This window comes from Burkholderia sp. Se-20378 (assembly GCF_017104665.1).
In the GTDB taxonomy this organism is placed as follows: Bacteria; Pseudomonadota; Gammaproteobacteria; order Burkholderiales; family Burkholderiaceae; genus Burkholderia; species Burkholderia lata.
This window is the reverse complement of record NZ_JAAGPG010000013.1, coordinates 22,429-48,949: the sequence shown is the minus strand read 5'-3', so window position 1 is coordinate 48,949 and position 26,521 is coordinate 22,429. Positions and strand designations below refer to the sequence as shown.

Genomic DNA, 26,521 nt, shown 5'->3' with positions numbered 1-26,521 from the left:
ACGTACCTTCAACGCGAATTCGTGTTCTCGATTTGCGGGAGCGGAGCTCATAGCGTGATTCCTTTGGCCTTGAGCGCGTGCGCCAGCGTGTGGGTGGCCCGTGAGCAGTGCGTCTTCACGCTGCCCTCGGAGCACCCCATAGCGGCGGCAGTCTCGGCGACATCCATATCTTCCCAATAACGCATCAGGAACGCTTCCCGTTGACGCGCCGGAAGTTTCTGGATTTCTTCGTCGATCAGGGCCAGAACCTGCTCTCGTTCGAGGCGGTGCTCGCTGCTCTCGACGCCCGCGTTGTCGTCCGCGGATTCGAGTGTTTCGAGCGGGTCGAAGTCGTCGTCGTCGCTGTTGTTCAGCGACGAGAAGAGCGTGACCCACGTGTTGCGGACTTTCTGCCGGCGGAACCAGTCGTGGATCGCGTTCTGCAGGATCCGCTGAAAAAGCAGCGGCAGTTCTGCCGCCGGCCGGTCGCCGTACTTCTCCGCAAGCTTGATCATCGCGTCCTGCACGATGTCGAGCGACGCATCGTCGTCACGCACGGCGTACGCAGCCTGCTTGAACGCGCGCCTTTCGACGCCCGCCAGAAAGTCGGCGAGTTCCTTGTCTGATGCCATTCCGTGAAGGTATGCGCTGCGGGCCGCTGCGTGGTGTAAAAGGTCGAAAAATTTCGTAAAACCCGCGGATGCTATCAAATTTTCGCGCCGCTTGGCACCGGGTTGGGCGCCGTACGTTGCGCGCGAGCCGCGGCGGCGGGGTGCCGGGCGCTGCCCATGATGCGCTGCGGGATATTTTGCTTGACGGCCCATTCACGACCCGCTATCGTCAATGATTCGCAACATGAAGTGATGGTCTCATTTGAGGCTGGCCCAAGAAGCCTGCCCTTCAAACTGGACGCGCCGCTTGAACCCGAGCCACAAGCCCGGCAGAGAGCACCCGATCAATTTTTTGCCGAAAATTCGAAAGGTCAAAATGAACATGCCCAGCGCGGAATTCTCCACGTCGGAACCCCTTTCCCCTCCCGATAGCGACTCCATCGGCGGTACCGTGCTCATGAAGGCACTGGCCGATGAAAACGTCGAATTCATCTGGGGCTACCCCGGCGGCTCGGTACTCTACATCTACGACGAGCTTTACAAGCAGGACAAGATTCAGCACGTGCTGGTGCGCCACGAACAGGCGGCCGTGCACGCAGCCGATGCGTATGCGCGTTCCACCGGCAATGTCGGCGTCTGTCTCGTGACGTCGGGCCCCGGTGTCACCAATGCGGTGACCGGCATCGCCACGGCGTACATGGATTCGATCCCGATGGTCGTGATCAGCGGCCAGGTGCCCACGGCCGCGATCGGCCAGGATGCATTCCAGGAATGCGACACCGTCGGCATCACGCGTCCGTGCGTGAAGCACAACTTCCTCGTGAAGGACGTGCGCGACCTCGCGGAAACCGTCAAGAAGGCGTTCTATATCGCCCGTACCGGCCGTCCAGGCCCGGTGCTGATCGACATCCCGAAAGACATCTCGAAGACGCCGTGCGAGTACGAGCCCGTCAAGAACGTGTCGCTGCGTTCGTACAACCCGGTCACGAAAGGCCATTCGGGTCAGATCCGCAAGGCCGTGTCGCTGCTGTTGACGGCGAAGCGTCCGTACATCTACACGGGTGGCGGCATCATCCTCGCCGACGCGTCGCGCGAACTGAACCAGTTCGCGGACCTGCTCGGCTACCCGGTCACGAACACGCTGATGGGCCTTGGCGGCTATCGCGCGTCGGACAAGAAATTCCTCGGCATGCTCGGCATGCACGGCACCTACGAAGCGAACATGGCGATGCAGCACTGCGACGTGCTGATCGCGATCGGTGCCCGCTTCGACGACCGCGTGATCGGCGACCCGGCGCACTTCGCGTCGCGTCCGCGCAAGATCATCCACATCGACATCGACCCGTCGTCGATCTCGAAGCGTGTGAAGGTCGACATCCCGATCGTCGGCGACGTGAAGGAAGTGCTGAAGGAGCTGATCGAGCAGCTGCAGACGGCCGAGCATGGCCCTGACACCGAGGCGCTCGCGCAATGGTGGAAGGACATCGAGGGCTGGCGCTCGAAGGACTGCCTGAAATACGACCGCGAAAGCGAGATCATCAAGCCGCAATACGTGGTGGAGAAGGCGTGGGAGCTGACGGACGGCAATGCGTTCGTGTGCTCGGACGTCGGCCAGCACCAGATGTGGGCGGCGCAGTTCTACCGTTTCAACAAGCCGCGTCGCTGGATCAACTCCGGCGGTCTCGGCACGATGGGCTTCGGCCTGCCGGCAGCGATGGGCGTCAAGATGGCGCACCCGGACGACGACGTGCTGTGCATCACGGGCGAAGGCTCGATCCAGATGTGCATCCAGGAACTGTCGACGTGCCTGCAGTACGACACGCCCGTGAAGATCATTTCGCTGAACAACCGCTATCTCGGCATGGTTCGCCAGTGGCAGCAGATCGAATACAGCAAGCGCTATTCGCATTCGTACATGGATGCACTGCCTGATTTCGTGAAGCTCGCCGAAGCGTATGGCCATGTCGGCTTGCGGATCGAAAAGACCTCGGATGTGGAGCCGGCGCTGAAGGAAGCGCTGCGCCTGAAGGACCGCACCGTGTTTCTCGACTTCCAGACCGATCCGACCGAAAACGTCTGGCCGATGGTACAGGCCGGCAAGGGCATCACCGAGATGCTGCTCGGATCGGAAGATCTGTAACGGCGCGACGCGCGCCTGAGCCCGATGCGGCCGCCTTCACGAAGGGCGGTGCGGCACGCGGCAGCGCGCGGCGCGAGTGAATCGACACGGACACATTCTGGAAGAAGCGAACATGAGACACATCATTTCCGTCCTGCTGGAGAACGAACCGGGCGCGCTGTCGCGCGTGGTCGGTCTGTTTTCCGCACGCGGCTACAACATCGAAACCTTGACGGTGGCGCCGACCGAAGACCAATCGCTGTCGCGGCTCACCATCGTTTCCATTGGCTCCGACGACGTGATCGAACAGATCACGAAGCATCTGAACCGCCTGATCGAGGTGGTGAAAGTGGTGGACCTGACCGACGGTGCACACATCGAACGCGAGCTGATGCTGATCAAGGTACGTGCAGTGGGCAAGGAGCGCGAAGAAATGAAGCGGATGGCGGACATTTTCCGCGGCCGCATCATCGACGTGACCGAAAAGACCTACACGATCGAATTGACGGGCGCGAGCGACAAGCTCGACGCATTCATCCAGGGGCTGGACGCGGGCGCGATCCTAGAGACCGTGCGCACCGGCAGCTCCGGCATCGGACGCGGCGAGCGCATCCTGAAGGTGTGATGCCAGACAGGCACGCCGGGTGCGCCGTCATGTCCCGGCCCGCAGTACTCCATCCGAACGAATTGTTGAATTTTTGAATTAGCGAAGGAACCATCATGAACGTTTTCTACGACAAAGACGCTGACCTCTCCCTCATCAAGGGCAAGCAAGTCACGATCATCGGCTACGGCTCGCAAGGCCATGCACACGCGCTGAACCTGAAGGACAGCGGCGTGAACGTGACGGTCGGCCTGCGCAAGGGCGGCGCGTCGTGGAGCAAGGCCGAGAACGCCGGCCTGTCGGTCAAGGAAGTCGCGGAAGCGGTGAAGGGCGCCGACGTCGTGATGATGCTGCTGCCGGACGAGCAGATCGCCGACGTGTACGCGAAGGAAGTCCACGCGAACATCAAGCAGGGCGCAGCGCTGGCATTCGCGCACGGCTTCAACGTCCACTACGGCGCGGTGATCCCGCGCGCCGACCTCGACGTGATCATGATCGCGCCGAAGGCACCGGGCCACACGGTTCGCGGTACGTACTCGCAAGGTGGCGGCGTGCCGCACCTGATCGCGGTTGCGCAGAACAAGTCGGGCGCGGCACGTGACATCGCACTGTCGTACGCGGCAGCGAACGGCGGCGGCCGTGCAGGCATCATCGAAACCAACTTCCGTGAAGAAACCGAAACCGACCTGTTCGGCGAGCAGGCCGTGCTGTGCGGCGGTACCGTCGAGCTGATCAAGGCTGGCTTCGAGACGCTGGTCGAAGCAGGCTACGCGCCGGAAATGGCGTACTTCGAGTGCCTGCACGAACTGAAGCTGATCGTCGACCTGATCTACGAAGGCGGCATCGCGAACATGAACTACTCGATCTCGAACAACGCCGAGTACGGCGAGTACGTGACGGGCCCGCGCATCGTCACGGAAGAGACGAAGAAGGCGATGAAGCAGTGCCTGACCGACATCCAGACGGGCGAGTACGCGAAGAGCTTCATTCTCGAGAACAAGGCAGGCGCACCGACGCTGCAGTCGCGCCGCCGCCTGACGGCCGAGCACCAGATCGAGCAAGTCGGTGCGAAGCTGCGCGCGATGATGCCGTGGATCGCGAAGAACAAGCTCGTCGACCAGTCGAAGAACTAAGCGCCGCGTGCTGTTCCGGCCCCTCGAATAGAGGGCCGGTACCAAAAAGCCGCCCGAAGGCAGCAGTGCCCCGGGCGGCTTTTGCTATCCTACGGGCTTTGCAATTCACCGAACACAGAACGAATCCATGAACTATCCTCATCCGATCATCGCGCGCGAAGGCTGGCCGTTCATCGCGATTGCAGCCGTCATCGCGCTGTTGATCCACGCCGTCGGGGGCTTCGGCTTCGCGTGGCCGTTCTGGCTGCTGCTCGTCTTCGTCGTCCAGTTCTTCCGCGATCCGCAGCGCCCGATCCCGGCGCAGCCGAACGCGGTGCTGTGCCCGGCAGACGGCCGCATCGTCGCGGTCGAGACCGCGCAAGACCCGTACGCGAACCGCGAAGCGCTGAAGATCAGCGTGTTCATGAATGTCTTCAACGTCCATTCGCAGCGTTCGCCGGTCGATGGCGCGATCTCCAAGGTCGAGTACTTCCCGGGCGCGTTCCTGAACGCGGCGATCGACAAGGCGTCGACCGAGAACGAGCGTAATGCGGTCGTGATCCAGACGGCGAGCGGCAAGACCGTGACCGCCGTGCAGATCGCCGGCCTCGTCGCACGCCGGATCCTCTGCTACGTACGCGCCGGCGAACCGCTGTCGCGCGGCCAGCGCTACGGTTTCATCCGCTTCGGTTCGCGCGTCGACGTGTACCTGCCGCTCGGCAGCCGCGCGAAGGTGTCGATCGGCGAGAAGGTCTACGCGTCGTCGACGATCCTCGCCGAACTCGAACAGTAAGCGGCGGGGCGCACGATGGCCGCATTCAAACCGCGTCGGCCGCGCAACGGCGCCGGCCAGACGCCACGCCCGTTCCGCCGCAACAAGGTGATGGCACAGGATCCGGTGCCCATCGAGAGCCGCCGCGCCGCGCGCCAGCGGTTCCTGAAGACGCGCGGCATCTACCTGCTGCCGAACGCATTCACGACCGCCGCGCTGTTCTGCGGCTTCTTCGCGGTTGTGCAGGCGATGAACGTGCGCTTCGAGATCGCCGCGATCGCGATTTTCGTCGCGATGGTGCTCGACGGGATGGACGGGCGCGTTGCGCGCATGACGCATACGCAGAGCGCGTTCGGCGAGCAGTTCGACAGCCTGTCGGACATGGTGTCGTTCGGCGTCGCGCCCGCGCTCGTGATGTACGAGTGGGTGCTGAAGGATCTCGGCCGCTGGGGCTGGCTCGCCGCGTTCGTGTACTGCTCGGGCGCCGCGCTGCGCCTCGCACGCTTCAATACGAACATCGGCGTCGTCGACAAGCGTTTCTTCCAGGGGCTGCCGAGCCCGGCCGCCGCCGCGCTGATCGCGGGCTTCGTGTGGCTCGCCACCGACAACCGCGTGCCGATGAAGCTCGGCTGGCTGCCGTGGGTCGCGTTCGTGCTGACGATCTACGCGGGCGTGACGATGGTGTCGAACGCACCGTTCTACAGCGGCAAGGCGCTCGACGTGCGGCACCGCGTGCCGTTCGCGGCGATCCTGCTGGTCGTCGTCGCGTTCGTGCTCGTGTCGTCCGATCCGCCGCTGATGCTGTTCTGCCTGTTCGTGCTGTACGGGCTGTCCGGCTACGTGTTCTGGGCCTACATGGCCATCCGCGGGCGCGCGAATCCGGCGCGCTCGTCGCAGCGCGATCACTGACGCACGCGCGTTTTTTGCCCGGAAACGGCGGCCTGGTGGCCGCCGTTTTCATTTGTCCCTTGTTCGATCCGTGCCGCCGGAAGCCCCGGGTGCCGTCCGATTGCGCACCCAACGGAATGCCGCTATAGTCTTTGGCATGACTGCATTTTCCCGCCTCTCCCTCCTTCTAGCCGGTGCGCCGCTACGCGCGCTAGCTTTGGCGCGCCTGCCGCGCTGACCGTTCTCGCCCCCCGTCAAGCCTCGTCTGTTGTTGAGCGTCGCCAGCGGTGGCGCGATCTCGTTACGTTTGACTTCCGTATAAAGAGCCCTGGAGCCCCCCATGACAGACAAGCTGATCATTTTCGATACGACGTTGCGTGACGGCGAGCAATCGCCCGGTGCGTCGATGACGAAGGAAGAGAAAATCCGCATCGCGAAGCACCTCGAGCGGATGAAGGTCGACGTGATCGAGGCCGGCTTCGCGGCCAGCTCGAACGGCGATTTCGACGCGATCCACACGATCGCCGGTCTCATCAAGGACAGCACGATCTGCTCGCTGGCGCGCGCCAACGACAAGGACATCCAGCGCGCGGCCGACGCACTGAAGCCGGCCGAGAGCTTCCGGATCCACACGTTCATCGCGACGTCGCCGCTGCACATGGAGAAGAAGCTGCGGATGACGCCCGACCAGGTGTTCGAGCAGGCGCGCCTCGCGGTGCGCTTCGCGCGCAAGTTCACCGACAACGTCGAGTTCTCGCCGGAAGACGGCAGCCGCTCCGACATGGATTTCCTGTGCCGCGTGCTGGAAGCCGTGATCGCCGAAGGTGCGACGACGATCAACATCGCCGACACGGTCGGCTATGGCGTGCCGGAGCTGTACGGCAACCTCGTGAAGACGCTGCGCGAACGCATTCCGAATTCGGACAAGGCGGTCTTCTCGGTGCACTGCCATAACGACCTCGGGATGGCGGTCGCGAACTCGCTCGCCGGCGTGAAGATCGGCGGCGCGCGTCAGATCGAGTGCACGATCAACGGTCTCGGCGAGCGCGCGGGCAACACGTCGCTCGAAGAGATCGTGATGGCCGTGAAGACGCGCAAGGACTACTTCGGTCTCGACGTCGGTATCGACACGTCGCAGATCGTGCCGACGTCGAAGCTCGTGTCGCAGATCACCGGTTTCGTCGTGCAGCCGAACAAGGCGGTGGTCGGCGCGAACGCGTTCGCGCATGCATCGGGCATCCACCAGGACGGCGTGCTGAAGGCGCGCGACACCTACGAGATCATGCGCGCGGAAGACGTGGGCTGGACCGCGAACAAGATCGTGCTCGGCAAGCTGTCGGGCCGCAACGCGTTCAAGCAGCGCCTGCAGGAGCTGGGCGTGTCGCTCGACAGCGAGAGCGAACTGAATGCCGCGTTCATGCGCTTCAAGGATCTGGCCGACCGCAAGGCCGAGATCTTCGACGAAGACATCATCGCGATCGTGTCCGAGGAATCGGCACTTGCGCACGAGCAGGAGCACTTCAAGTTCGTGTCGCTGTCGCAGCACTCGGAAACGGGCGAGCAGCCGCACGCGAAGGTCGTGTTCGGGGTCGAGGGCAAGGAAGTGACCGGCGAGGCACGCGGCAACGGTCCGGTCGACGCGACGTTCAATGCGATCGAGAGCGAAGTCGGCAGTGGTTCCGAGCTGCTGCTGTACTCGGTGAACGCGATCACGACCGGTACGCAGGCGCAGGGCGAAGTGACGGTCCGACTGTCGAAGAGCGGGCGGATCGTCAATGGCGTCGGCACCGATCCGGACATCGTCGCCGCATCCGCGAAGGCGTACATCTCCGCACTGAACAAGCTGCATTCGAAGGACGACAAGGTCAACCCGCAGCGCTCGTAAGCGCCGCGCGCGGCGCTCCGCCGAAACGCCCCGTGCGGCCCTGCGCCGCCGGGGCGTTTTTCATGCGTCGCTCATTCGGCTGCTGGCGCACGGAACAGCCCGCGGCGCGCGGCCGCGCGCGGTGCCGGGCTGCGCCGCCGGAACTCGACCGCGATGCCGCGTCGCGGCGCATCGGCAACGAACGCGTCGAGCAGTTCGAGCACGTCGTGATCGATGTAGTCGGCGCGCGTCGCGTCGATGATCACCGCGGCCCGGTCGGGAATGTGCCGCAGGTGATGCTTGACCTGCACCTTGCCGAGAAACGACACGTCCTTGCGGAACGACAGCAGGAAGTGGTCATCGTGCTGCGCGAGCGTGACGGGGCTCTTCAGGTTCGCGACGGCGACCGCCAGCACGCTGCAGGCAAGGCCGAGCGCGATGCCGAACAGCAGGTCGACCGCGAGCACGCCGGCAATCGTCGCGGCGAACGGCACGAACGCGGCCGGCCCCTGTTTCATCACCGAGCGGAACAGCGCCGGTTTAGCGAGCTTGAAGCCGGTGTGGATCAGGATCGCGGCCAGGCTTGCGAGCGGGATCAGGTTGATCAGGCCGGTGAGCGCGAACACGCTCGCGAGCAGCAGCATCCCGTGCACGATCGCCGACATCCGGCTTTGCGCGCCCGCATTGACGTTCACCGAGCTGCGCACGATCACCGACGTGATCGGCAGCCCGCCGACCGCGCCCGCGACGAGATTGCCGACGCCCTGGGCCTTGAGCTCGCGATCGGGCTGGGTCGGCCGGCGCTTCGGGTCGATCTGCTCGACAGCTTCGAGGCTCAGCAGCGTCTCGAGGCTTGCGACGACCGCAAGCGTGATCGCGACGCGCCACACGTCAGGATTCACGAGCTGCGCGAAGTTCGGCCCGAGCTCCGCATGCTTGAGCGACGCCGCGAACGCCGCGAACGATCCGAGTTCGGGCAGCGTCACGCGATGGGCGGCGCCCGGCGCAACCGACGGGGCGACGACACTCAGCACGAGCGTGGCGCCGATGCCCAGCACGACCACGGCGAGCGGGGCCGGCACCGAGCGCACCAGCGCGAAGCGGCGCAGTGCGGGCGTGTCCCACGCGACCAGCAGCGCGAGCGAGGCGAGCGCGATGGCCGTGGCCGCCCACGCGACCGGCAGGCCCGGCCAATTCGCAAACGATTGCGCGGCCGAGCCGCCGATACCGAAGGCGAACGGAATCTGCTTCACGATCAACAGGAGGCCGATCGCGGCGAGCATGCCCTTGATGACGGGCGACGGCACATAGGCGGCGAAGCGGCCGGCGCGCAGCATGCCGAACCCGAACTGCAGTACGCCGGACAGCAGCACCGCGAGCAGGAACGCGGAGAAGCTGCCAAGTTGGGCGATCCCTTCGACGACGATCACGACGAGGCCGGCGGCCGGCCCGCTGACGGACAGCGACGAGCCGCTCAGCAACGCGACGACGATGCCGCCGACGATGCCGGACACGAGCCCGGCGAACGGCTCGACGCCGGACGCATTGGCGATGCCGAGACACAGCGGCAGCGCGACGAGGAAAACGACGACGCCGGCGACGATGTCGCGCGGCAGGGTGGACAGGCGCTCGTTCAGTTTCATGGTTAGGGCGATTTCATTGGCTTGGGGGCGGGGTAGGTCAGCCGAGCGCGCCGGCCGTCGCGGCCTGCACGGGTTCGACGTCGACGGTCGGCGTGGTGTAGCCGGAATCGAGTTCCTGCAGGCGGCCGTCGGCGAGCGAAAAGATCCAGCCGTGCACGAGCGGCGGCCGTTCGCGGCCCCGCACGATCGGGGATGCGCGCAGCAGCCGCACCTGTTCGAGCACGTTGAGTTCGGCGAGGCGGTCGGCGGCGGCCGCGTCGTCGAGTCCGTCCAGCGCGTCGCGATGGCGCCGCGCGAGCGCGCACAGCGGAGCGATGCGGCGTGCGACGTGCGGCAGGTCGGACGGTGGCGGCAGCAGCGACGCGCGTACGCCGCCGCATCCGTAGTGCCCGCACACGATCACGTGGTCGACCTGCAGCACGCGCACCGCGTACTCGAGCACGCTGGCGGAATTGTCGTCGTCGGGATGGAACAGGTTCGCGATGTTGCGATGGACGAACAGCTCGCCGGGCGCGCAGTGCGTGATGGTTTCGGCCGGCACGCGGCTGTCGGCGCAGCCGATCCACAGCACGCGCGGGTTCTGGCCGCGCGCGAGCGCGTCGAAGAAGCCGGGCGTGTATTCACGCGTTTCGCGGGCCCAGGCGATGTTGGCAACCAGCATGCTCTTGGGGCGATTCATGAGGACTCCTTTTTGATAAAGGCAAACGAATATCGGCAGAAATGACGCAATGGCATTCTTTCTAAATTGAAAGGTTTGGTTTCGACTGATATTAGGGGTATGCCCTAGCGCTTCGGGTGGGTTGAAACAATTTGTTTCAAATTGATTTGGCGTAGTGCATGGCGTGCACCAGTTCGCCGCATGACATGCACTGCGCGTGCCTGTTTCGGCGCAAAGGCCCGTATGACGGGGATGTCAGCGTGGTGCCATCGGCATGTCATCGATCGGAAAAGATTTCCGTCGAATTTGCCGAATTAATAGGAGGGCGGAAAAAATGAAATGGCCATTCACGCAATGATTCGTGAATGGCCATGGTGAAAATTGCGCGTAAATGCGTAATCGGTCAGAACAGGTTGCGCCGGTCCGGATCGTGCAGCGGGTCGGGCGTTTTCTGCGTGATGCGCAGGATGCCCTGCGGATCGAAGTAGAAGCTGTACATCATGTACCAGACGTTGTCCTCGAGATACCGGTAGGTCCACACCTCGCGCTTCATCAGCGGGAAGTAGGACGTCTCGACGGGGCGTCCGAAGTTGACGAGCACGTCGGTCTTCGTCCACTTGCCGATCTCTGCGCGATAGAACTCGTTCGGCTGCAGGACCTGGCGCACGTTGACGATCTTGTGGGCCGCATCGACGTCGGCCGCGATGGTGATTTCGCCCATCGGCTGGGTCGGCCACATCAGGCGCTTGCCGCCGCCGGGCAGGTCGTAGATCTCGCGCGGCGGGCCCATGCGTGCGACGATCGCCGACTCGTCCTGGCCGGCCTGGTATTGCTGCCACGGTTGCGCGCAACCGGCCAGCAGCGCGGCGGCGCTGGCGAGCAGCATCGGCAGGCGCGCGGAAATGCGAATGCGCATGGGGATTCTCCAGAATACGGAAACAAGTCCCGTTTTATCACGGACGGCGCGCGGCCGCGCATCGCGAGGAAAAAATCGGTGCGGATCGCCGGAAGCGCCGCGCTTGCGGGCGGCGGGGGCGCCGGCCTATGATCCGCGCTTCTCGGGCAGATTGAAGGGCAGGTGGCCGATGCAGGGGTGGAAGCGGTGTGCGCTCGCGTTGAGCGCGGGGTGGATGCTGGTGTCGTCCGCGTTTGCGGGCGGCGAGCCGGTGCGGATCGCGCTGATCGAAGGGATGTCGGGCCCGTTCGCGAATGCGGGCGCGGCGGTCGAACGCAACCTGCGCTTCGGCGTCGAGCAGGTCAATGCGGCGGGCGGCGTGAAGCTGCGCGACGGCGCGCATCCGCTCGAACTCGTGGTGCTCGACAGCAAGGGTAGCCCGGAGGAGGCGCTCGTACAGTTGCGCGCGGCCGCGGATCGCCATATCGGGTTCGTCACGCAAGGCAACAGCTCGGCCGTCGCAGCTGCGCTCGTCGCGGCGCTCGACAAGCTGAACGCGCGCGATCCGGACAACCGGATGCTGTTCCTCAACTACTCGGCCGACGATCCGGCGCTGACCGGCGCGCGCTGCAGTTTCTGGCATTTCCGCTTCGATGCGCACGCGGGCATGCGGATGGCCGCGCTCGCGGATGTGATGGCGCGCGACCGCGCGCTCCGCAAGGTCTACCTGCTGAACCAGGACTACAGTTTCGGCCACGACGTCAGTACGCTCGCCCGGCAGGCGCTGGCTGCGCGGCGCCCGGACGTGACGATCGCCGGCGACGAATTCCACCCGATCGGGCGGATCAAGGATTTCTCGCCGTACATCGCGAAGATCCGCGCGAGCGGTGCCGACGCCGTCGTGACCGGCAACTGGGGCAACGACCTCACGCTGCTCGTGAAGGCGGCGCGCGAGCAGGGGCTGAATGCGAAGTTCTATACCTTCTACGGCAACAGCCTCGGCGCGCCGGCCGCGCTTGGCGATGCCGGTGTCGGGCGGGTCGTGGCCGTGGCGGACTGGCACCCGAACGCAGGCGGCGCGAAATCCGATGCGTTCTACCGCGCGTTCCGGAACCGTTTTCCGGCCACCCAGGACGACTATCCGGTGCGACGGATGAGCCTGATGATCGAGATGCTGGCCGCCGCGATGAACCGCGCGGGGTCGGCCGACCCCGTCGCGGTCGCGCGCGCACTCGAGGGCCTGTCGTTCGATGACGGCTTCCACGCGTCGCGGATGCGCGCGCAGGATCACCAGTTGATCCAGCCCCTTTACGTGATGGAGATGGACAAGGTCGGCACGCCGGGTGTGCGCTTCGACAACGAGGGTTCGGGCTATGGCTTCCGGACGGTGCTCGCGGTGCCGGCGCAGCGCACGGAGATGCCGTCCGCCTGCTCGATGACGCGCCCGTGACAGGAGGCGGTAAGAACGGCGCGGAGTTGTGCTACAATGCGCGCCGGTTGTAAGTCACGGCACGGCCATTCTTCCGTGTCCGCCTGTTCAGTTAGAAAGGAAATCACATGTCTGTTGCAGATATCAAGAAGTCGGAAGTTGTTGCTCAGTTCGCCCGCGGTACCAACGACACGGGGAGCCCCGAAGTCCAGGTCGCACTGCTGACCGCACGTATCGTCGAACTGACGGGTCACTTCAAGACCCACGCGAAGGATCACCACAGCCGCCGCGGCCTGCTGCGCATGGTGAGCCGCCGCCGCAAGCTGCTCGACTACCTCAAGGGCAAGGATGCCGACCGTTACCGCGCACTGATCGAGAAGCTGGGTCTGCGTAAGTAATCGAGGCGATTGCCGCCAGCAAGATGCCTGTGTCAGTCCGCTGATACAGGCATTTTGTTTTTGCGCGGTGCGTAGCGTCACACGCACCGCAGGCTGTCCGGCACGGTTGTGCGGGGCTGCCGCAACGACTGATACCGGGGCAGGATTTGTGTCATTCCAGCGCGTCGCTGCACGAGTGCCGCGCTGGAATGGCATAAAAAACACACCTTGCTCCGGGTGATTCGGTCGGGACGCCGCCGCGCGGGATGGCCGGCGCGGCGAATGAAATGCATGAATTCAAAGGAGCAACCATGTCCATGTTCAACAAGGTCGTGAAGGAATTCCAGTGGGGCCAGCACAAGGTGCGCCTCGAAACCGGTGAAGTCGCTCGCCAGGCAAGCGGCGCCGTGATCGTCGACGTCGAAGACACCGTCGTGCTGGCAACCGTCGTCGGCGCGAAGTCGGCGAAGCCGGGTCAGGATTTCTTCCCGCTGACCGTCGACTACCTCGAGAAGACCTACTCGGCCGGCAAGATCCCGGGCGGCTTCTTCCGTCGCGAAGGTCGTCCGTCGGAACACGAGACGCTGACGTCGCGCCTGATCGACCGTCCGCTGCGCCCGCTGTTCCCGGAAGGCTTCTACAACGAAGTCCAGGTCGTGATCCACGTGCTGTCCGTGAACCCGGAAATCCCGGCGGACATCCCCGCGCTGATCGGCGCATCGGCTGCGCTCGCCGTGTCGGGCCTGCCGTTCAACGGCCCGGTCGGTGCCGCACGCGTGGCCTACATCGACAACGCGTACGTGCTGAACCCGACGCGTGACCAGATCAAGGCGTCGAGCCTCGACCTCGTCGTCGCAGGTACGGAACGTGCCGTGCTGATGGTCGAATCGGAAGCCGATCAACTGTCGGAAGACGTGATGCTGGGCGCCGTGGTGTTCGGCCACGAGCAAATGCAGGTCGCGATCGACGCGATCCACGAACTGGTGCGCGAAGGCGGCAAGCCCGAGTGGGACTGGCAGCCGGCACCGAAGAACGAAGCGCTGATCGCGCGTGTGACCGAGCTGGCACAGAACGACCTGCTCGCTGCTTACCAGCTCCGCGACAAGCAGGCACGCTCGACGAAGCTGAAGGAAGTCTACGCAGCAACCTCGTCGAAGCTCGAGGAAGATGCGCAGGCAGCCGGTACGGTCGCAGCCGACAAGGCAACGGTCGGCAACGTGCTGTTCGACATCGAAGCCAAGATCGTCCGTTCGCAGATCCTGAACGGCGAGCCGCGCATCGACGGCCGCGACACGCGCACCGTGCGCCCGATCGAAATCCGCACCGGCGTGCTGCCGCGTACCCACGGCTCGGCGCTGTTCACGCGCGGCGAGACGCAGGCGCTGGTCGTCGCGACGCTCGGCACGAAGGGTGACGAGCAGATCATCGACGCGCTCGAAGGCGAGTACCGCGAGCGCTTCATGCTCCACTACAACATGCCCCCGTTCGCGACCGGCGAAACGGGCCGCGTCGGCTCGCCGAAGCGCCGCGAAATCGGCCACGGCCGCCTCGCGAAGCGCGCGCTGGTCAAGTGCCTGCCGAGTGCCGACGAATTCGGCTACTCGATCCGCGTCGTGTCGGAAATCACCGAATCGAACGGTTCGTCGTCGATGGCATCGGTGTGCGGCGGCTGCCTCGCGCTGATGGACGCCGGCGTGCCGATGAAGGCACACGTCGCGGGTATCGCGATGGGCCTGATCCTCGAAGGCAACAAGTTCGCGGTGCTGACCGACATCCTCGGCGACGAAGATCACCTCGGCGACATGGACTTCAAGGTGGCCGGCACGGAACAAGGCGTGACGGCACTGCAGATGGACATCAAGATCCAGGGCATCACGAAGGAAATCATGCAGGTCGCGCTCGCGCAGGCGAAGGAAGGCCGCATGCACATCCTCGGCAAGATGACGTCGGCAGTCTCGGGTGCGAACACGCAACTGTCGGAATTCGCGCCGCGCATGATCACGATCAAGATCAACCCGGAAAAGATCCGCGACGTGATCGGCAAGGGTGGTTCGGTGATCCGCGCGCTGACGGAAGAAACCGGCACGACCATCGACATCTCCGACGACGGCGTCGTGACGATCGCAAGCACGAACAGCGACGGCATGGCCGAAGCGAAGAAGCGTATCGAGAACATCACGGCCGAAATCGAAGTCGGCCAGGTGTACGAAGGCACGGTTCTGAAGCTGCTCGATTTCGGCGCGATCGTGAACCTGCTGCCGGGCAAGGATGGCCTGCTGCACATCTCGGAAATCGTCAACGAGCGTGTGAAGGACATCAACGACTACCTGAAGGAAGGCCAGCAAGTGAAGGTCAAGGTCATCCAGACGGACGAAAAGGGTCGCGTGCGTCTGTCGGCGAAGGCGCTGCTGAATGAAGCAGCGGCGGCGTCGCAGTCGGACACGCCGCCGCAGCAGTAAGCGGGCAGGCGGACCAACGGCCGGCAGTGCGAAAGCGTGCCGGCCGTTTTTTCTGTAGCATCGTTGTGCGGCGCAGCAGCGCCGGCCGGGCGTCCATGCCGCGCGCGGGCGCGCCATCCGATTCCGATCCTGATCCTGGAGCGACCATCACCATGAAAGCCATCGAAATCACCGAATTCGGTGCCCCCGACGTGCTGAAGCTTGCGGAGCGTCCGCGCCCCGAACCGAAGCGCGGCGAAGTGCTGATCAAGGTGGCGGCTTCCGGCGTGAACCGGCCCGACGTGTTCCAGCGCAAGGGTGCGTATGCGCCGCCGCCGGGTGCGTCGGATCTGCCGGGCCTCGAGGTTGCGGGCGAGATCATTGGCGGCGACCTGTCGGACGCTGCGCTGAACCCGTTCGGCCTGAAGCTCGGCGATCGCGTGTGCGCGCTGCTCGCAGGCGGTGGCTATGCGGAGTACGCGGTCGCACCGCTGCCGCAATGCCTGCCGGTGCCCGACGGGCTCACCGATATCGAGGCCGCGTCGCTGCCCGAAACGTTTTTCACGGTGTGGAGCAACGTGTTCGACCGTGCGCAGCTCGGCGCGGGCGAGGGCGGCGAGCAGGAAACGCTGCTCGTGCAGGGCGGCTCGAGCGGCATCGGCGTGACGGCGATCCAGATCGCGCATGCGCTCGGCTTTCGCGTGTTCGCGACGGCCGGCACGGCCGATAAATGCCGCGCGTGCGAGGCGCTCGGCGCCGAACGCGCGATCAACTACAAGACGGAAGATTTCGTCGAGGTCGTGAAGTCGCTGACGCACGATCGCGGCGTCGACGTGATCCTTGACATGGTGGCGGGTTCGTACGTGCCGCGCGAGCTGTCCGCGCTCGCGGATGGCGGCCGTCTCGTGCTGATCGCGTTGCTCGGCGGTGCGAAGGCCGACGTCAACCTGGGCGAGATCCTGCGTCGTCGGCTGACGATCACGGGTTCGACGCTGCGCCCGCGTCCGGTGGAGTTCAAGGCGCAGATCGCCGCGCAGCTGAAGTCGCGCGTGTGGCCGCTGCTTGCCGACGGCCGCATCAAGCCGGTGATCTATCGCGTATTGCCAGCTGCGGACGCTGCGCAGGCGCACGCGCTGATGGAAAGCAGCGAGCACACCGGCAAGATCGTGCTTGATTGGGGTACGAACGCCTGACGGCCCGTGCGACCGGGCTTGACATGCGCGGTTTGACCGGTTCAAGCCGCGCGCAGTAAAATCGCCGGTTTGCTTCGCCAGATCAAACCTGACGGCCGGTTTCCGGCACGTTAATGACCAAGCGGTGACGAGACAGACACGATGTCGAAACAGAGAACTAAGCGTGTGATCGGCAACTGGAAGATGCACGGCCGGCTGGCCGGCAACCAGGCGTTGCTGAACGAAGTGGTGCAGGGCGCGGGCGCGGTGGCGGCCGAAACGTCGGTCGGCGTGTGCGTGCCGTTCCCGTATCTCGCGCAGGTTCAGGCGCAGCTCGACGGCAGCCGTGTCGCCTGGGGCTCGCAGGACGTGTCGGCGCACGAGCAGGGCGCGTTCACCGGTGAAGTGGCGGCCGCGATGGTCGCCGAGTTCGGCGCACGCTATGCGATCGTCGGTCACTCGGAGCGCCGCGCGTATCACGGCGAACGCAACGAGACGGTCGCTGCGAAGACGCAGCGCGCGCTCGCGGCAGGGCTCACGCCTGTCGTGTGTGTCGGCGAGACGCTCGACGAGCGCGAGTCGGGTGCGACCGAGCAGGTGGTCGGTGCGCAGCTCGACGCAGTACTGGCCGTGCTGACGGCTGACGAGGCGGCGCAAATCGTCGTCGCATACGAGCCGGTCTGGGCGATCGGTACGGGCAAGAGCGCGACGTCGGCGCAGGCACAGGACGTGCACGCGTTCCTGCGTGCGCGTCTCGCGGCAAAGGGTGCGGCGGACGTGTCCGTGTTGTACGGCGGCAGCGTGAAGCCGGACAACGCGGAAGAGCTGTTTGCGCAGCCGGACATCGACGGTGGCCTGATCGGCGGCGCGTCGCTGAAGGCGGAAGATTTCCTGGCGATCTGCCGGGCCGCGCGTTGAGCGGTCTGCGATCGAATTGAACCATGACGGTGGCCGGTTGTTCCGGTCGCCTGATCCATTCGGGTGGGTGTGATGCTGTTATTCAAGACGCTGATTATTGTGGTGCAGGTGCTGTCTGCACTCGGTGTGATTGGTCTCGTGCTGCTGCAGCACGGCAAGGGTGCCGACATGGGCGCTGCGTTCGGCAGCGGCGCGTCGGGCAGCCTGTTCGGTGCAACGGGCTCGGCGAACTTCCTGTCGCGTACGACGGGCATTCTCGCGACGATCTTCTTCGTCGCGACGCTCGCGCTGACGTACCTCGGTTCGTACAAGTCGACGCCGTCGGCGGGCGTGCTGGGTGGGGTTGCGACCGCACCGGCATCGGCGCCTGCAGCATCGGTGCCGGCTGTCGCCGCATCCGCTGCCGCGGGTTCGGCTGCAAGCGCGCCGGGCCAGGACGTCCCGAAATAAAAAGTTAAATTTTTTGCGTTTGTGCGTTGAACAATTCTGGAAGTCGGGTTAGAATTTAATTCTTGAAGCGATTCGCGGGAAACAAGTAGTTACAGCCCCGGTTGCATGCAGTGCCGACGTGGTGAAATTGGTAGACACGCTATCTTGAGGGGGTAGTGGCGAAAGCTGTGCGAGTTCGAGTCTCGCCGTCGGCACCAAAGTTACTCAATGCCAGCCGCTTCTAGTGGCTGGCATTTTTCATTTCTGGAGTGTGCTTGCGGTTGTCTTGCGATCGCATGCACTCCGAAATGATCCCTTCCGCCGGATAGTGGTATTCTCCGGACGCTCAGAACCAACCGATAGAGGATTGCCTTGAACCTCGCAGCCTATTACCCCGTCTTGTTGTTCCTCCTCGTGGGCACTGGTTTAGGTATAGCGCTGGTCAGCATCGGCAAGCTCCTTGGTCCCAACAAGCCGGACGTCGAGAAGAACGCACCGTACGAGTGCGGCTTCGAAGCCTTTGAAGACGCCCGGATGAAATTCGACGTCCGGTACTACCTCGTCGCCATCCTGTTCATCATCTTCGATCTCGAAACCGCATTCCTGTTTCCGTGGGGCGTCGCGCTCCGGGATATCGGCTGGCCGGGTTTCATCGCAATGATGATTTTTCTGCTCGAATTCCTGCTGGGCTTTGCCTATATCTGGAAGAAAGGCGGCCTCGACTGGGAGTGATGGGTTAATCGCCGGTTTGCATGGGCGGCCACGCTCGGTCGCTCGTCTGGAGTGGAAAGCAAATGAGTATCGAAGGGGTCTTGAAGGAAGGGTTTGTCACCACGACGGCTGACAAGCTGATCAACTGGACGCGTACCGGCTCGCTGTGGCCGATGACGTTCGGGCTCGCGTGTTGCGCCGTCGAAATGATGCATGCGGGCGCAGCCCGTTATGACCTGGACCGGTTCGGCGTCGTGTTCCGTCCGAGCCCGCGTCAGTCGGACGTGATGATCGTCGCTGGCACGCTCTGCAACAAGATGGCGCCCGCGCTGCGCCGCGTGTACGACCAGATGGCCGAGCCGCGCTGGGTGATCTCGATGGGATCGTGCGCGAACGGCGGTGGCTACTACCACTACTCGTACTCGGTGGTCCGCGGCTGCGACCGGATCGTGCCGGTCGACGTCTACGTGCCGGGCTGTCCGCCCACAGCCGAGGCGCTGGTCTACGGCGTGATCCAGCTTCAGGCGAAGATCCGCCGCACCAATACCATCGCCCGTCAATAAAGCCCCGAGCGTCCCCTCAATATGGCAAGCAAAATCGAGACCCTCAAGGCAAACCTCGAAGCCGCGCTCGGCGCGCGCGTGGTGAGCCTCACCGAAGCGATCGGTGAACTGACGCTCGTCGTGAAGGCGAGCGATTACCTCGAAGTCGCAAAGATGCTGCGCGACGATCCGAAGCTCCGTTTCGAGCAGCTGCTCGACCTGTGCGGCGTCGACTACCAGACCTTCGGCGATGGCGCCTACGACGGCCCGCGTTTCGCGGCCGTGTCGCACCTGCTGTCGGTCACGAACAACTGGCGCCTGCGCCTGCGCGCATTCGCGCCGGACGACGACCTGCCGATCGTGGCGTCGCTGGTCGACATCTGGACCTCCGCGAACTGGTACGAGCGCGAAGCGTTCGACCTGTACGGCATCGTGTTCGAAGGCCACCCCGACCTGCGCCGCATCCTCACCGACTACGGCTTCATCGGCCACCCGTTCCGCAAGGACTTCCCGGTGTCGGGCTATGTCGAAATGCGTTACGACCCGGAAGAGAAGCGGGTCGTGTACCAGCCGGTGACGATCGAGCCGCGCGAAATCACGCCGCGCGTGATCCGCGAGGATCGCTATGGCGGTCTGAAACATTAAGGGGGCGTCATGGCAGAAATCAAGAACTACACGCTCAACTTCGGCCCGCAGCACCCGGCAGCGCACGGCGTGCTGCGCCTCGTGCTCGAGCTCGACGGCGAAGTCATCCAGCGTGCCGATCCGCACATCGGCCTGCTGCACCGCGCGACGGAAAAGCTCGCGGAATCCAAAACGTTCATCCAGTCCGTGCCGTACATGGACCGTCTCGACTACGTGTCGATGATGGTCAACGAGCACGGCTACGTGCTCGCGATCGAAAAGCTGCTCGGCATCGAAGTGCCTGAGCGCGCGCAGTACATCCGCGTGCTGTTCGACGAGATCACGCGCGTGCTGAACCACCTGATGTGGATCGGCGCACACGCACTCGACGTCGGCGCGATGGCCGTGTTCCTGTACGCATTCCGCGAACGCGAAGACCTGATGGACGTGTACGAAGCGGTGTCCGGCGCCCGGATGCACGCGGCGTACTACCGTCCGGGCGGCGTCTACCGCGACCTGCCTGACGCAATGCCGCAATACAAGGCGTCGAAGATTCGCAACGAGAAGGCGCTCGCGAAGATGAACGAAGCGCGCAGCGGCTCGGTGCTCGACTTCATCGACGACTTCTTCACGCGCTTCCCGAAGTGCGTCGACGAATACGAAACGCTGCTCACCGACAACCGGATCTGGAAGCAGCGTCTGGTCGGGATCGGCGTGGTCAGCCCGGAACGTGCGCTGCAGATGGGCCTGACGGGCCCGATGCTGCGCGGTTCGGGCATCGCCTGGGATCTGCGCAAGAAGCAACCGTACGAAGTGTACGATCGCATGGATTTCGACGTGCCGGTCGGCGTGAACGGCGATTGCTACGACCGCTATCTGGTGCGTGTCGAAGAAATGCGCCAGTCGATCCGCATCGCGAAACAGTGTATTGAGTGGCTCCGCAAGAATCAGGGCCCGGTGATGACGGACAATCACAAGGTTGCCCCGCCGTCGCGCGTCGGCATGAAGACCAACATGGAAGACTTGATTCACCACTTCAAGCTCTTCACCGAAGGTTTCCATGTGCCGGAAGGCGAAGCGTACGCGGCGGTCGAGCATCCGAAGGGTGAGTTCGGCATCTACCTCGTGTCGGATGGTGCGAACAAGCCGTATCGCCTCAAGATTCGCGCACCGGGTTTCGCGCACCTGGCGTCGCTCGACGAAATGGCGCGCGGTCACATGATCGCCGACGCCGTCACGATCATCGGTACGCAGGACATCGTGTTCGGCGAAATCGATCGCTAATGGTTAGCGCCGCCCGCCCGAGCGGGCGGCGAGCAGCAAGTCACACGCGATGCGCGCTGAACCGGCGCGGCTTCGCAAGCTGTCAACAGTGAGCGCCAGGTCTGCCGTCCATGCACCCCAGTGTGCGGCAGGTTGTTCGTTCGGTAGGAATTGAAAGAGTCGTGTCTGAAAATGATCTCAGCTGAAGGCCTGAAGGAAATCGATCGAGCGTTGACGAAGTATCCCGCCGATCAGAAACAGTCCGCCGTGATGTCGGCGTTGGCCGTTGCTCAGGAAGAGCACGGCTGGCTGTCGCCCGAACTGATGCAGTTCGTCGCGGACTATCTCGGCATGCCGGCCGTTGCCGTGCAGGAAGTCGCGACGTTCTACACGATGTACGAGCTCAACCCGGTCGGCAAGCACAAGATCACGCTCTGCACGAACCTGCCGTGCCAGCTCGGCCCGGACGGTGGCGCGGAAGCGACTGCCGACTACCTGAAACAGAAGCTCGGCATCGGCTTCGGCGAGACCACGCCCGACGGCAAGTTCACGCTGAAGGAAGGCGAATGCATGGGCTCGTGCGGCGATGCGCCGGTGCTGCTGGTGAACAATCACAGAATGTGCAGCTTCATGAGCCGCGAGAAGATCGACCAGCTGCTTGAGGAGCTCTCGAAATGACGTCCCTCCACGACCGTCACATCAAACCGCTGATCCTCGCTGGTCTGAACGGCGAGAACTGGCATCTCGAAGATTACGTTGCGCGCGGCGGCTACAAGCAGCTGCGCCGCATTCTCGAAGAAAAGATTCCGCCCGAGCAGGTGATCGCCGACGTCAAGGCGTCGGGCCTGCGTGGCCGTGGCGGTGCGGGCTTCCCGACCGGCCTGAAGTGGAGCTTCATGCCGCGTCAGTTCCCGGGGCAGAAGTACCTCGTCTGCAACTCGGACGAAGGCGAGCCGGGCACGTTCAAGGATCGCGACATCCTGCGCTGGAACCCGCACGCGCTGATCGAAGGCATGGCCATCGGCGCATACGCGATGGGCATCACCGTCGGCTACAACTACATCCACGGCGAAATCTTCGAAGTGTATCGACGCTTCGAAGCCGCGCTCGATGAAGCGCGCGCTGCCGGGTTCCTCGGCGACAACATCATGGGCTCGGAATTCTCGTTCCAGCTGCACGCGCACCACGGTTACGGCGCGTACATCTGCGGCGAAGAAACGGCGCTGCTCGAGTCGCTCGAAGGCAAGAAGGGCCAGCCGCGCTTCAAGCCGCCGTTCCCGGCGAGCTTCGGCGTGTACGGCAAGCCCACCACGATCAACAACACCGAGACGTTCGCCGCGGTGCCGTTCCTGCTGTCCATCGGGCCGCAGAATTACCTCGAGATCGGCAAGCCGAACAACGGCGGCACGAAGATTTTCTCGGTGTCGGGCGACGTCGAGCGTCCGGGCAACTATGAAGTGCCGCTCGGCACGCCGTTCGCGACGCTGATGGAGCTCGCCGGCGGGATGCGCGGCGGCAAGAAGATCAAGGCCGTGATTCCGGGCGGTTCGTCGGCGCCGGTGATCCCGGGCGACATCATGATGCAGACGGATCTCGACTACGATTCGATCGCGAAGGCGGGCTCGATGCTCGGTTCCGGCGCGGTGATCGTGATGGACGAGACGCGCTGCATGGTGCGCTCGCTGCTGCGTCTGTCGTACTTCTACTACGAGGAATCGTGCGGCCAGTGCACGCCGTGCCGTGAAGGCACCGGCTGGCTGTATCGCGTCGTGAATCGTATCGAGCATGGCGAAGGCCGCCAGGAAGATCTGGACCTGCTGAACTCGGTTGCCGAGAACATCATGGGCCGCACGATCTGTGCACTCGGCGATGCGGCGGCGATGCCGGTACGCGGGATGCTCAAGCACTACTGGGACGAATTCGCGTACCACGTCGAGCACAAGCACTGCATGGTCGGCGGCCACGCGCACGCGGCGGCAGCCTGAAGCGTACCCGGTTGCGGAATTTGAGCGCACGGTCGGGCGAAGGCGCGAACGGGCGGAAATAGGTTAAGGACCATTCACCATCATGGTTGAACTTGAAATAGACGGCAAGAAGGTCGAGGTGCCCGAAGGCAGCATGGTGATCCAGGCTGCGCACAAGGCGGACAAGTACATTCCTCACTTCTGCTATCACAAGAAACTGTCGGTTGCGGCCAACTGCCGGATGTGTCTCGTCGAAGTCGAGAAGATGCCGAAGGCCGTGCCTGCCTGCGCGACCCCCGTGTCGGCCGGCATGATCGTCCATACGCAATCCGACAAGGCCGTGAAGGCGCAGCAGTCGGTGATGGAATTCCTCCTCATCAACCACCCGCTCGACTGCCCGATCTGCGATCAGGGCGGCGAATGCCAGCTGCAGGATCTGGCGGTCGGTTACGGCAAGTCGTCGTCGCGTTACGCGGAAGAGAAGCGCGTGGTGTTCCACAAGAATGTGGGCCCGCTGATCTCGATGGAAGAAATGTCGCGTTGCATCCACTGCACGCGCTGCGTCCGCTTCGGTCAGGAAATCGCCGGCGTGATGGAGTTCGGCATGCTGGGCCGCGGCGAGCACTCGGAAATCACGACGTTCGTCGGCAAGACGGTCGATTCCGAAATGTCGGGCAACATGATCGACCTGTGCCCGGTCGGCGCGCTGACCAGCAAGCCGTTCCGCTACAGCGCCCGTACGTGGGAACTGTCGCGCCGCAAGTCGGTGAGCCCGCACGATTCCGTCGGCGCGAACCTCGTCGTTCAAGTGAAGAACAACCGCGTGATGCGCGTGCTGCCGTTCGAGAACGAAGCCATCAACGAATGCTGGATCTCGGACAAGGATCGCTTCTCGTATGAAGGCCTCAACAGCGAAGAGCGCCTGACGAAGCCGATGCTGAAGCAGGGCGGCCAGTGGATCGAAACCGACTGGCAGACCGCACTCGAATACGTCGCGAAGGGCCTGAAGGGCATCGCCGCGGATCACGGCGCGAACGCGCTGGCGATGCTCGCGAGCGCGCACAGCACGGCCGAAGAGCTGTTCCTCGTGAAGCAGCTCGCCAACGAACTGAAGACGCCGAACGTCGACTTCCGTCTGCGTCAGCAGGATTTCTCGGCGCCGGTCCAGGGCGCACCGTGGCTCGGCATGCCGATCGCCGACCTGTCGAACGTGGACGCCGCGTTCGTCGTTGGTTCGTTCCTGCGCCGCGACCACCCGCTGTTCGCCGCCCGCCTGCGTCAGGCCGCGAAGAGCGGCGCGAAGCTGCACTTCCTGCACGCGACCGGTGACGACGCACTGATCCCGACCGCGCAGCGCATCGTTGCTGCACCGTCGGCATGGCTCGACCAGCTGGCCGGTATCGCCGCGGCCGTCGCGCAACTGCGCGGCGTCGCACTGCCTGACACGCTCGCGGGCGTCACGGCATCGCCGGCCGCGCAGGCTGTCGCCCAGTCGCTCGCGCACGGCGAACGCCGCGCGGTGCTGCTCGGCAACGTCGCGGTCCGCCATCCGGAATTCGCCAAGCTGCACGCCGTCGCCAAGTGGATCGCCGACAACACCGGCGCCACGTTCGGCTTCCTGACGGAAGCGGCGAACACGGTCGGCGCGCACGTCGTCGGCGCACTGCCGGGCGAAGGCGGCCTGAACGCACGCGAAGCGTTCGCGCAGCCGCGCAAGGGCTACGTGCTGCTGAACGTCGAACCGGAATTCGACACCGCCGATCCGGCACAGGCGCTTGCCGCGCTGAACCAGGCGGAAATGGTCGTCGTGATGTCGCCGTTCAAGCACGGCCTCGACTACGCCGATGTGCTGCTGCCGGTTGCGCCGTTCACGGAAACGGCCGGCACGTACGTGAATGCGGAAGGCACCGTGCAGAGCTTCAACGGCGTCGTGCGCCCGCTCGGCGACACGCGTCCGGGCTGGAAGGTCCTGCGCGTGCTCGGCAGCCTGCTCGGCCTGCCGAACTTCGAATACGAGACTGCGGAAGAAGTGCGTCTCGCCGCGCTCGGCGATGCCGGCGTCGCGGGCCGCCTGTCGAACCAGACGTCGGTCGCGCCGGTGCGCGTCGCGGCGAACGCCGCGAACGGCGGTTTCGAGCGCCTGGCCGATGTGCCGATCTATCACGCCGACGCACTCGTGCGCCGCGCAGGTGCACTGCACCTGACGACCGCCGCGAAGGCGGCGAATGCCGCAGCCCTGCCGGCCGCGCTGTTCGACAAGCTGGGCTTGAAGGAAGGCGACGCGGTGCGCGTGCGCCAGGGCGAGCGTGCGGTGCAGTTGCCGGCCGTGCGCGACGCGAATCTTGCGGAGACCGTCGTTCGCGTGTCGGCGGCGACGCCTGCCGGCGCAGCGCTCGGTAGCCTGTCCGGTGAACTGGTGGTGGAGAAGGCGTAAATGAGCTTGTTCGATACGATCAACGCGGGCGGGTCCCAGCTTCTCGGCTTCGCATGGCCGACGGTGTGGGCAATCGTGCGCATCCTCGTCGTCTCCGTCGTCATCCTGCTGTGCGTCGCGTACCTGATTCTGTGGGAACGCAAGCTGATCGGCTGGATGCACGTGCGTCTCGGCCCGAACCGCGTCGGCCCCGGCGGCTTGCTGCAGCCGATCGCCGACGTGCTGAAGCTGCTGCTGAAGGAAGTCATTCAGCCGAGCGCCGCCAGCCGCTGGCTGTACCTGATCGCGCCGGTCATGACCGTCGTGCCGGCGTTCGCCGTGTGGGCCGTGATCCCGTTCCAGGCCGAAGCGGTCCTCGCGAACGTGAACGCGGGCCTGCTGTACGCGATGGCGATCTCGTCGATCGGCGTGTACGCGGTGATTCTTGCCGGCTGGGCATCGAACTCGAAGTACGCGTTCCTCGGCGCGATGCGCGCCGCGGCACAGATGGTGTCGTACGAAATCTCGATGGGCTTCGCACTGGTGCTGGTGCTGATGACGGCCGGCAGCCTGAACCTGTCGGAAATCGTCGGTTCGCAGCAGCACGGCTTCTTCGCCGGCCACGGCGTGAACTTCCTGTCGTGGAACTGGCTGCCGCTCCTGCCGGCGTTCGTCGTGTACTTCATCTCGGGCATCGCCGAAACGAACCGCCACCCGTTCGACGTGGTGGAAGGGGAGTCGGAAATCGTTGCCGGTCACATGATCGATTACTCGGGTATGGCGTTCGCGCTGTTCTTCCTCGCCGAGTACATCAACATGATCGTGATCTCGGCGCTGACTGCGACGCTGTTCCTCGGCGGCTGGGATGCACCGTTCGAATTCCTGTCGTTCATTCCGGGCATCTTCTGGCTGGTGCTGAAGATATTCGCGCTGCTGTCGGTGTTCATCTGGGTTCGCGCGACGTTCCCGCGTTTCCGTTACGACCAGATCATGCGCTTGGGCTGGAAGGTGTTCCTGCCCGTCACGGTGGTCTGGGTGGTCGTGGTCGGCTTCTGGATGATGTCGCCGCTCAACATCTGGGTGAAGTAATCGGACG

24 protein-coding genes and 1 tRNA gene are annotated in these 26,521 nt (G+C 64.4%); 21 read left to right on the top strand and 4 right to left on the bottom strand.

Annotated elements, in window-relative coordinates; genetic code table 11:
• Window positions 1-47: 47 nt before the first annotated feature.
• Window positions 48-611 carry an RNA polymerase sigma factor gene (locus tag G3N93_RS03945; protein WP_011352714.1) on the bottom strand — a complete coding sequence of 188 codons (564 nt, stop codon included), beginning with the start codon at window positions 609-611 and terminating at the stop codon, window positions 48-50.
• A 355-nt stretch (window positions 612-966) separates the two neighbouring features.
• On the opposite strand from G3N93_RS03945, the gene G3N93_RS03940 reads away from it, so the two are divergent.
• From G3N93_RS03940 to G3N93_RS03915, 6 genes are all read left to right on the top strand, one after another.
• Window positions 967-2,730, top strand: coding sequence for an acetolactate synthase 3 catalytic subunit (locus tag G3N93_RS03940; protein WP_174942628.1), 1,764 nt, complete (start codon window positions 967-969; stop codon window positions 2,728-2,730).
• A 112-nt stretch (window positions 2,731-2,842) separates the two neighbouring features.
• Complete coding sequence (gene ilvN, locus G3N93_RS03935) at window positions 2,843-3,334, top strand: acetolactate synthase small subunit (protein ID WP_011352712.1); 492 nt, start codon at window positions 2,843-2,845, stop codon at window positions 3,332-3,334.
• A gap of 95 nt (window positions 3,335-3,429) precedes the next feature.
• Entirely contained in the window at window positions 3,430-4,446 is a 1,017-nt protein-coding gene (ilvC, locus tag G3N93_RS03930) for a ketol-acid reductoisomerase (protein WP_174942625.1), read from the top strand.
• 127 nt (window positions 4,447-4,573) lie between these two features.
• A complete protein-coding gene (locus G3N93_RS03925) occupies window positions 4,574-5,218 on the top strand; it encodes a phosphatidylserine decarboxylase (RefSeq protein WP_011352710.1) in 645 nt (214 codons plus the stop codon).
• Window positions 5,219-5,233: 15 nt separating this feature from the next.
• Window positions 5,234-6,106 (top strand): CDP-diacylglycerol--serine O-phosphatidyltransferase, encoded by an 873-nt coding sequence (gene pssA / locus G3N93_RS03920; RefSeq protein ID WP_174942623.1) that lies wholly within the window; start codon window positions 5,234-5,236, stop codon window positions 6,104-6,106.
• Between the two features lie 319 nt (window positions 6,107-6,425).
• Complete coding sequence (locus G3N93_RS03915; RefSeq protein WP_174942620.1) at window positions 6,426-7,970, top strand: 2-isopropylmalate synthase; 1,545 nt, start codon at window positions 6,426-6,428, stop codon at window positions 7,968-7,970.
• Between the two features lie 71 nt (window positions 7,971-8,041).
• On the opposite strand, the gene G3N93_RS03910 is transcribed toward G3N93_RS03915, so the two are convergent.
• From G3N93_RS03910 to G3N93_RS03900, 3 genes are all read right to left on the bottom strand, one after another.
• Window positions 8,042-9,592, bottom strand: coding sequence for a SulP family inorganic anion transporter (locus tag G3N93_RS03910; protein WP_206132300.1), 1,551 nt, complete (start codon window positions 9,590-9,592; stop codon window positions 8,042-8,044).
• A 37-nt stretch (window positions 9,593-9,629) separates the two neighbouring features.
• Window positions 9,630-10,271, bottom strand: coding sequence for a carbonic anhydrase (locus G3N93_RS03905; protein WP_206132299.1), 642 nt, complete (start codon window positions 10,269-10,271; stop codon window positions 9,630-9,632).
• 382 nt (window positions 10,272-10,653) lie between these two features.
• Window positions 10,654-11,166: a hypothetical protein gene (locus G3N93_RS03900; protein WP_174942611.1), complete on the bottom strand. Its 513-nt coding sequence runs from the start codon at window positions 11,164-11,166 to the stop codon at window positions 10,654-10,656.
• A 169-nt stretch (window positions 11,167-11,335) separates the two neighbouring features.
• Between G3N93_RS03900 and G3N93_RS03895 the strand changes: the two genes are divergently transcribed.
• From G3N93_RS03895 to nuoH, 15 genes are all read left to right on the top strand, one after another.
• Window positions 11,336-12,595 (top strand): branched-chain amino acid ABC transporter substrate-binding protein, encoded by a 1,260-nt coding sequence (locus tag G3N93_RS03895; RefSeq protein WP_206132298.1) that lies wholly within the window; start codon window positions 11,336-11,338, stop codon window positions 12,593-12,595.
• 107 nt (window positions 12,596-12,702) lie between these two features.
• Window positions 12,703-12,972, top strand: a complete 270-nt coding sequence (gene rpsO / locus G3N93_RS03890; protein ID WP_006398792.1) for a 30S ribosomal protein S15 — start codon at window positions 12,703-12,705, stop codon at window positions 12,970-12,972.
• Window positions 12,973-13,262: 290 nt separating this feature from the next.
• The gene (gene pnp, locus G3N93_RS03885) at window positions 13,263-15,410 is read left to right on the top strand and encodes a polyribonucleotide nucleotidyltransferase (protein WP_174942605.1); all 2,148 of its coding nucleotides are present in this window, start codon (window positions 13,263-13,265) and stop codon (window positions 15,408-15,410) included.
• Between the two features lie 152 nt (window positions 15,411-15,562).
• Window positions 15,563-16,582: an NAD(P)H-quinone oxidoreductase gene (locus G3N93_RS03880; protein WP_174942603.1), complete on the top strand. Its 1,020-nt coding sequence runs from the start codon at window positions 15,563-15,565 to the stop codon at window positions 16,580-16,582.
• Window positions 16,583-16,723: 141 nt separating this feature from the next.
• Window positions 16,724-17,479 carry a triose-phosphate isomerase gene (gene tpiA, locus G3N93_RS03875; RefSeq protein WP_174942600.1) on the top strand — a complete coding sequence of 252 codons (756 nt, stop codon included), beginning with the start codon at window positions 16,724-16,726 and terminating at the stop codon, window positions 17,477-17,479.
• 72 nt (window positions 17,480-17,551) lie between these two features.
• Entirely contained in the window at window positions 17,552-17,929 is a 378-nt protein-coding gene (gene secG, locus G3N93_RS03870; protein ID WP_174942874.1) for a preprotein translocase subunit SecG, read from the top strand.
• A 112-nt stretch (window positions 17,930-18,041) separates the two neighbouring features.
• Window positions 18,042-18,126, top strand: a tRNA-Leu gene (locus G3N93_RS03865).
• 154 nt (window positions 18,127-18,280) lie between these two features.
• A complete protein-coding gene (locus G3N93_RS03860) occupies window positions 18,281-18,640 on the top strand; it encodes an NADH-quinone oxidoreductase subunit A (RefSeq protein ID WP_006398798.1) in 360 nt (119 codons plus the stop codon).
• Between the two features lie 62 nt (window positions 18,641-18,702).
• Window positions 18,703-19,182, top strand: a complete 480-nt coding sequence (locus G3N93_RS03855; RefSeq protein WP_006398799.1) for an NADH-quinone oxidoreductase subunit B family protein — start codon at window positions 18,703-18,705, stop codon at window positions 19,180-19,182.
• Between the two features lie 21 nt (window positions 19,183-19,203).
• Window positions 19,204-19,806 carry an NADH-quinone oxidoreductase subunit C gene (locus G3N93_RS03850; protein ID WP_011352699.1) on the top strand — a complete coding sequence of 201 codons (603 nt, stop codon included), beginning with the start codon at window positions 19,204-19,206 and terminating at the stop codon, window positions 19,804-19,806.
• A 9-nt stretch (window positions 19,807-19,815) separates the two neighbouring features.
• Window positions 19,816-21,069, top strand: a complete 1,254-nt coding sequence (locus tag G3N93_RS03845) for an NADH-quinone oxidoreductase subunit D (RefSeq protein WP_043188847.1) — start codon at window positions 19,816-19,818, stop codon at window positions 21,067-21,069.
• A 171-nt stretch (window positions 21,070-21,240) separates the two neighbouring features.
• Window positions 21,241-21,726, top strand: coding sequence for an NADH-quinone oxidoreductase subunit NuoE (nuoE, locus tag G3N93_RS03840; RefSeq protein ID WP_006750460.1), 486 nt, complete (start codon window positions 21,241-21,243; stop codon window positions 21,724-21,726).
• Window positions 21,723-23,033 (top strand): NADH-quinone oxidoreductase subunit NuoF, encoded by a 1,311-nt coding sequence (gene nuoF, locus G3N93_RS03835; protein ID WP_006478267.1) that lies wholly within the window; start codon window positions 21,723-21,725, stop codon window positions 23,031-23,033. Before nuoE ends, nuoF begins: the two co-directional genes overlap by 4 nt.
• 82 nt (window positions 23,034-23,115) lie before the next feature.
• A complete protein-coding gene (gene nuoG, locus G3N93_RS03830; protein WP_206132297.1) occupies window positions 23,116-25,446 on the top strand; it encodes an NADH-quinone oxidoreductase subunit NuoG in 2,331 nt (776 codons plus the stop codon).
• On the top strand, window positions 25,447-26,514 hold the full coding sequence (gene nuoH / locus G3N93_RS03825) for an NADH-quinone oxidoreductase subunit NuoH (RefSeq protein WP_011352696.1): 1,068 nt from the start codon (window positions 25,447-25,449) through the stop codon (window positions 26,512-26,514).
• The last annotated feature ends 7 nt before the right edge of the window (window positions 26,515-26,521 follow it).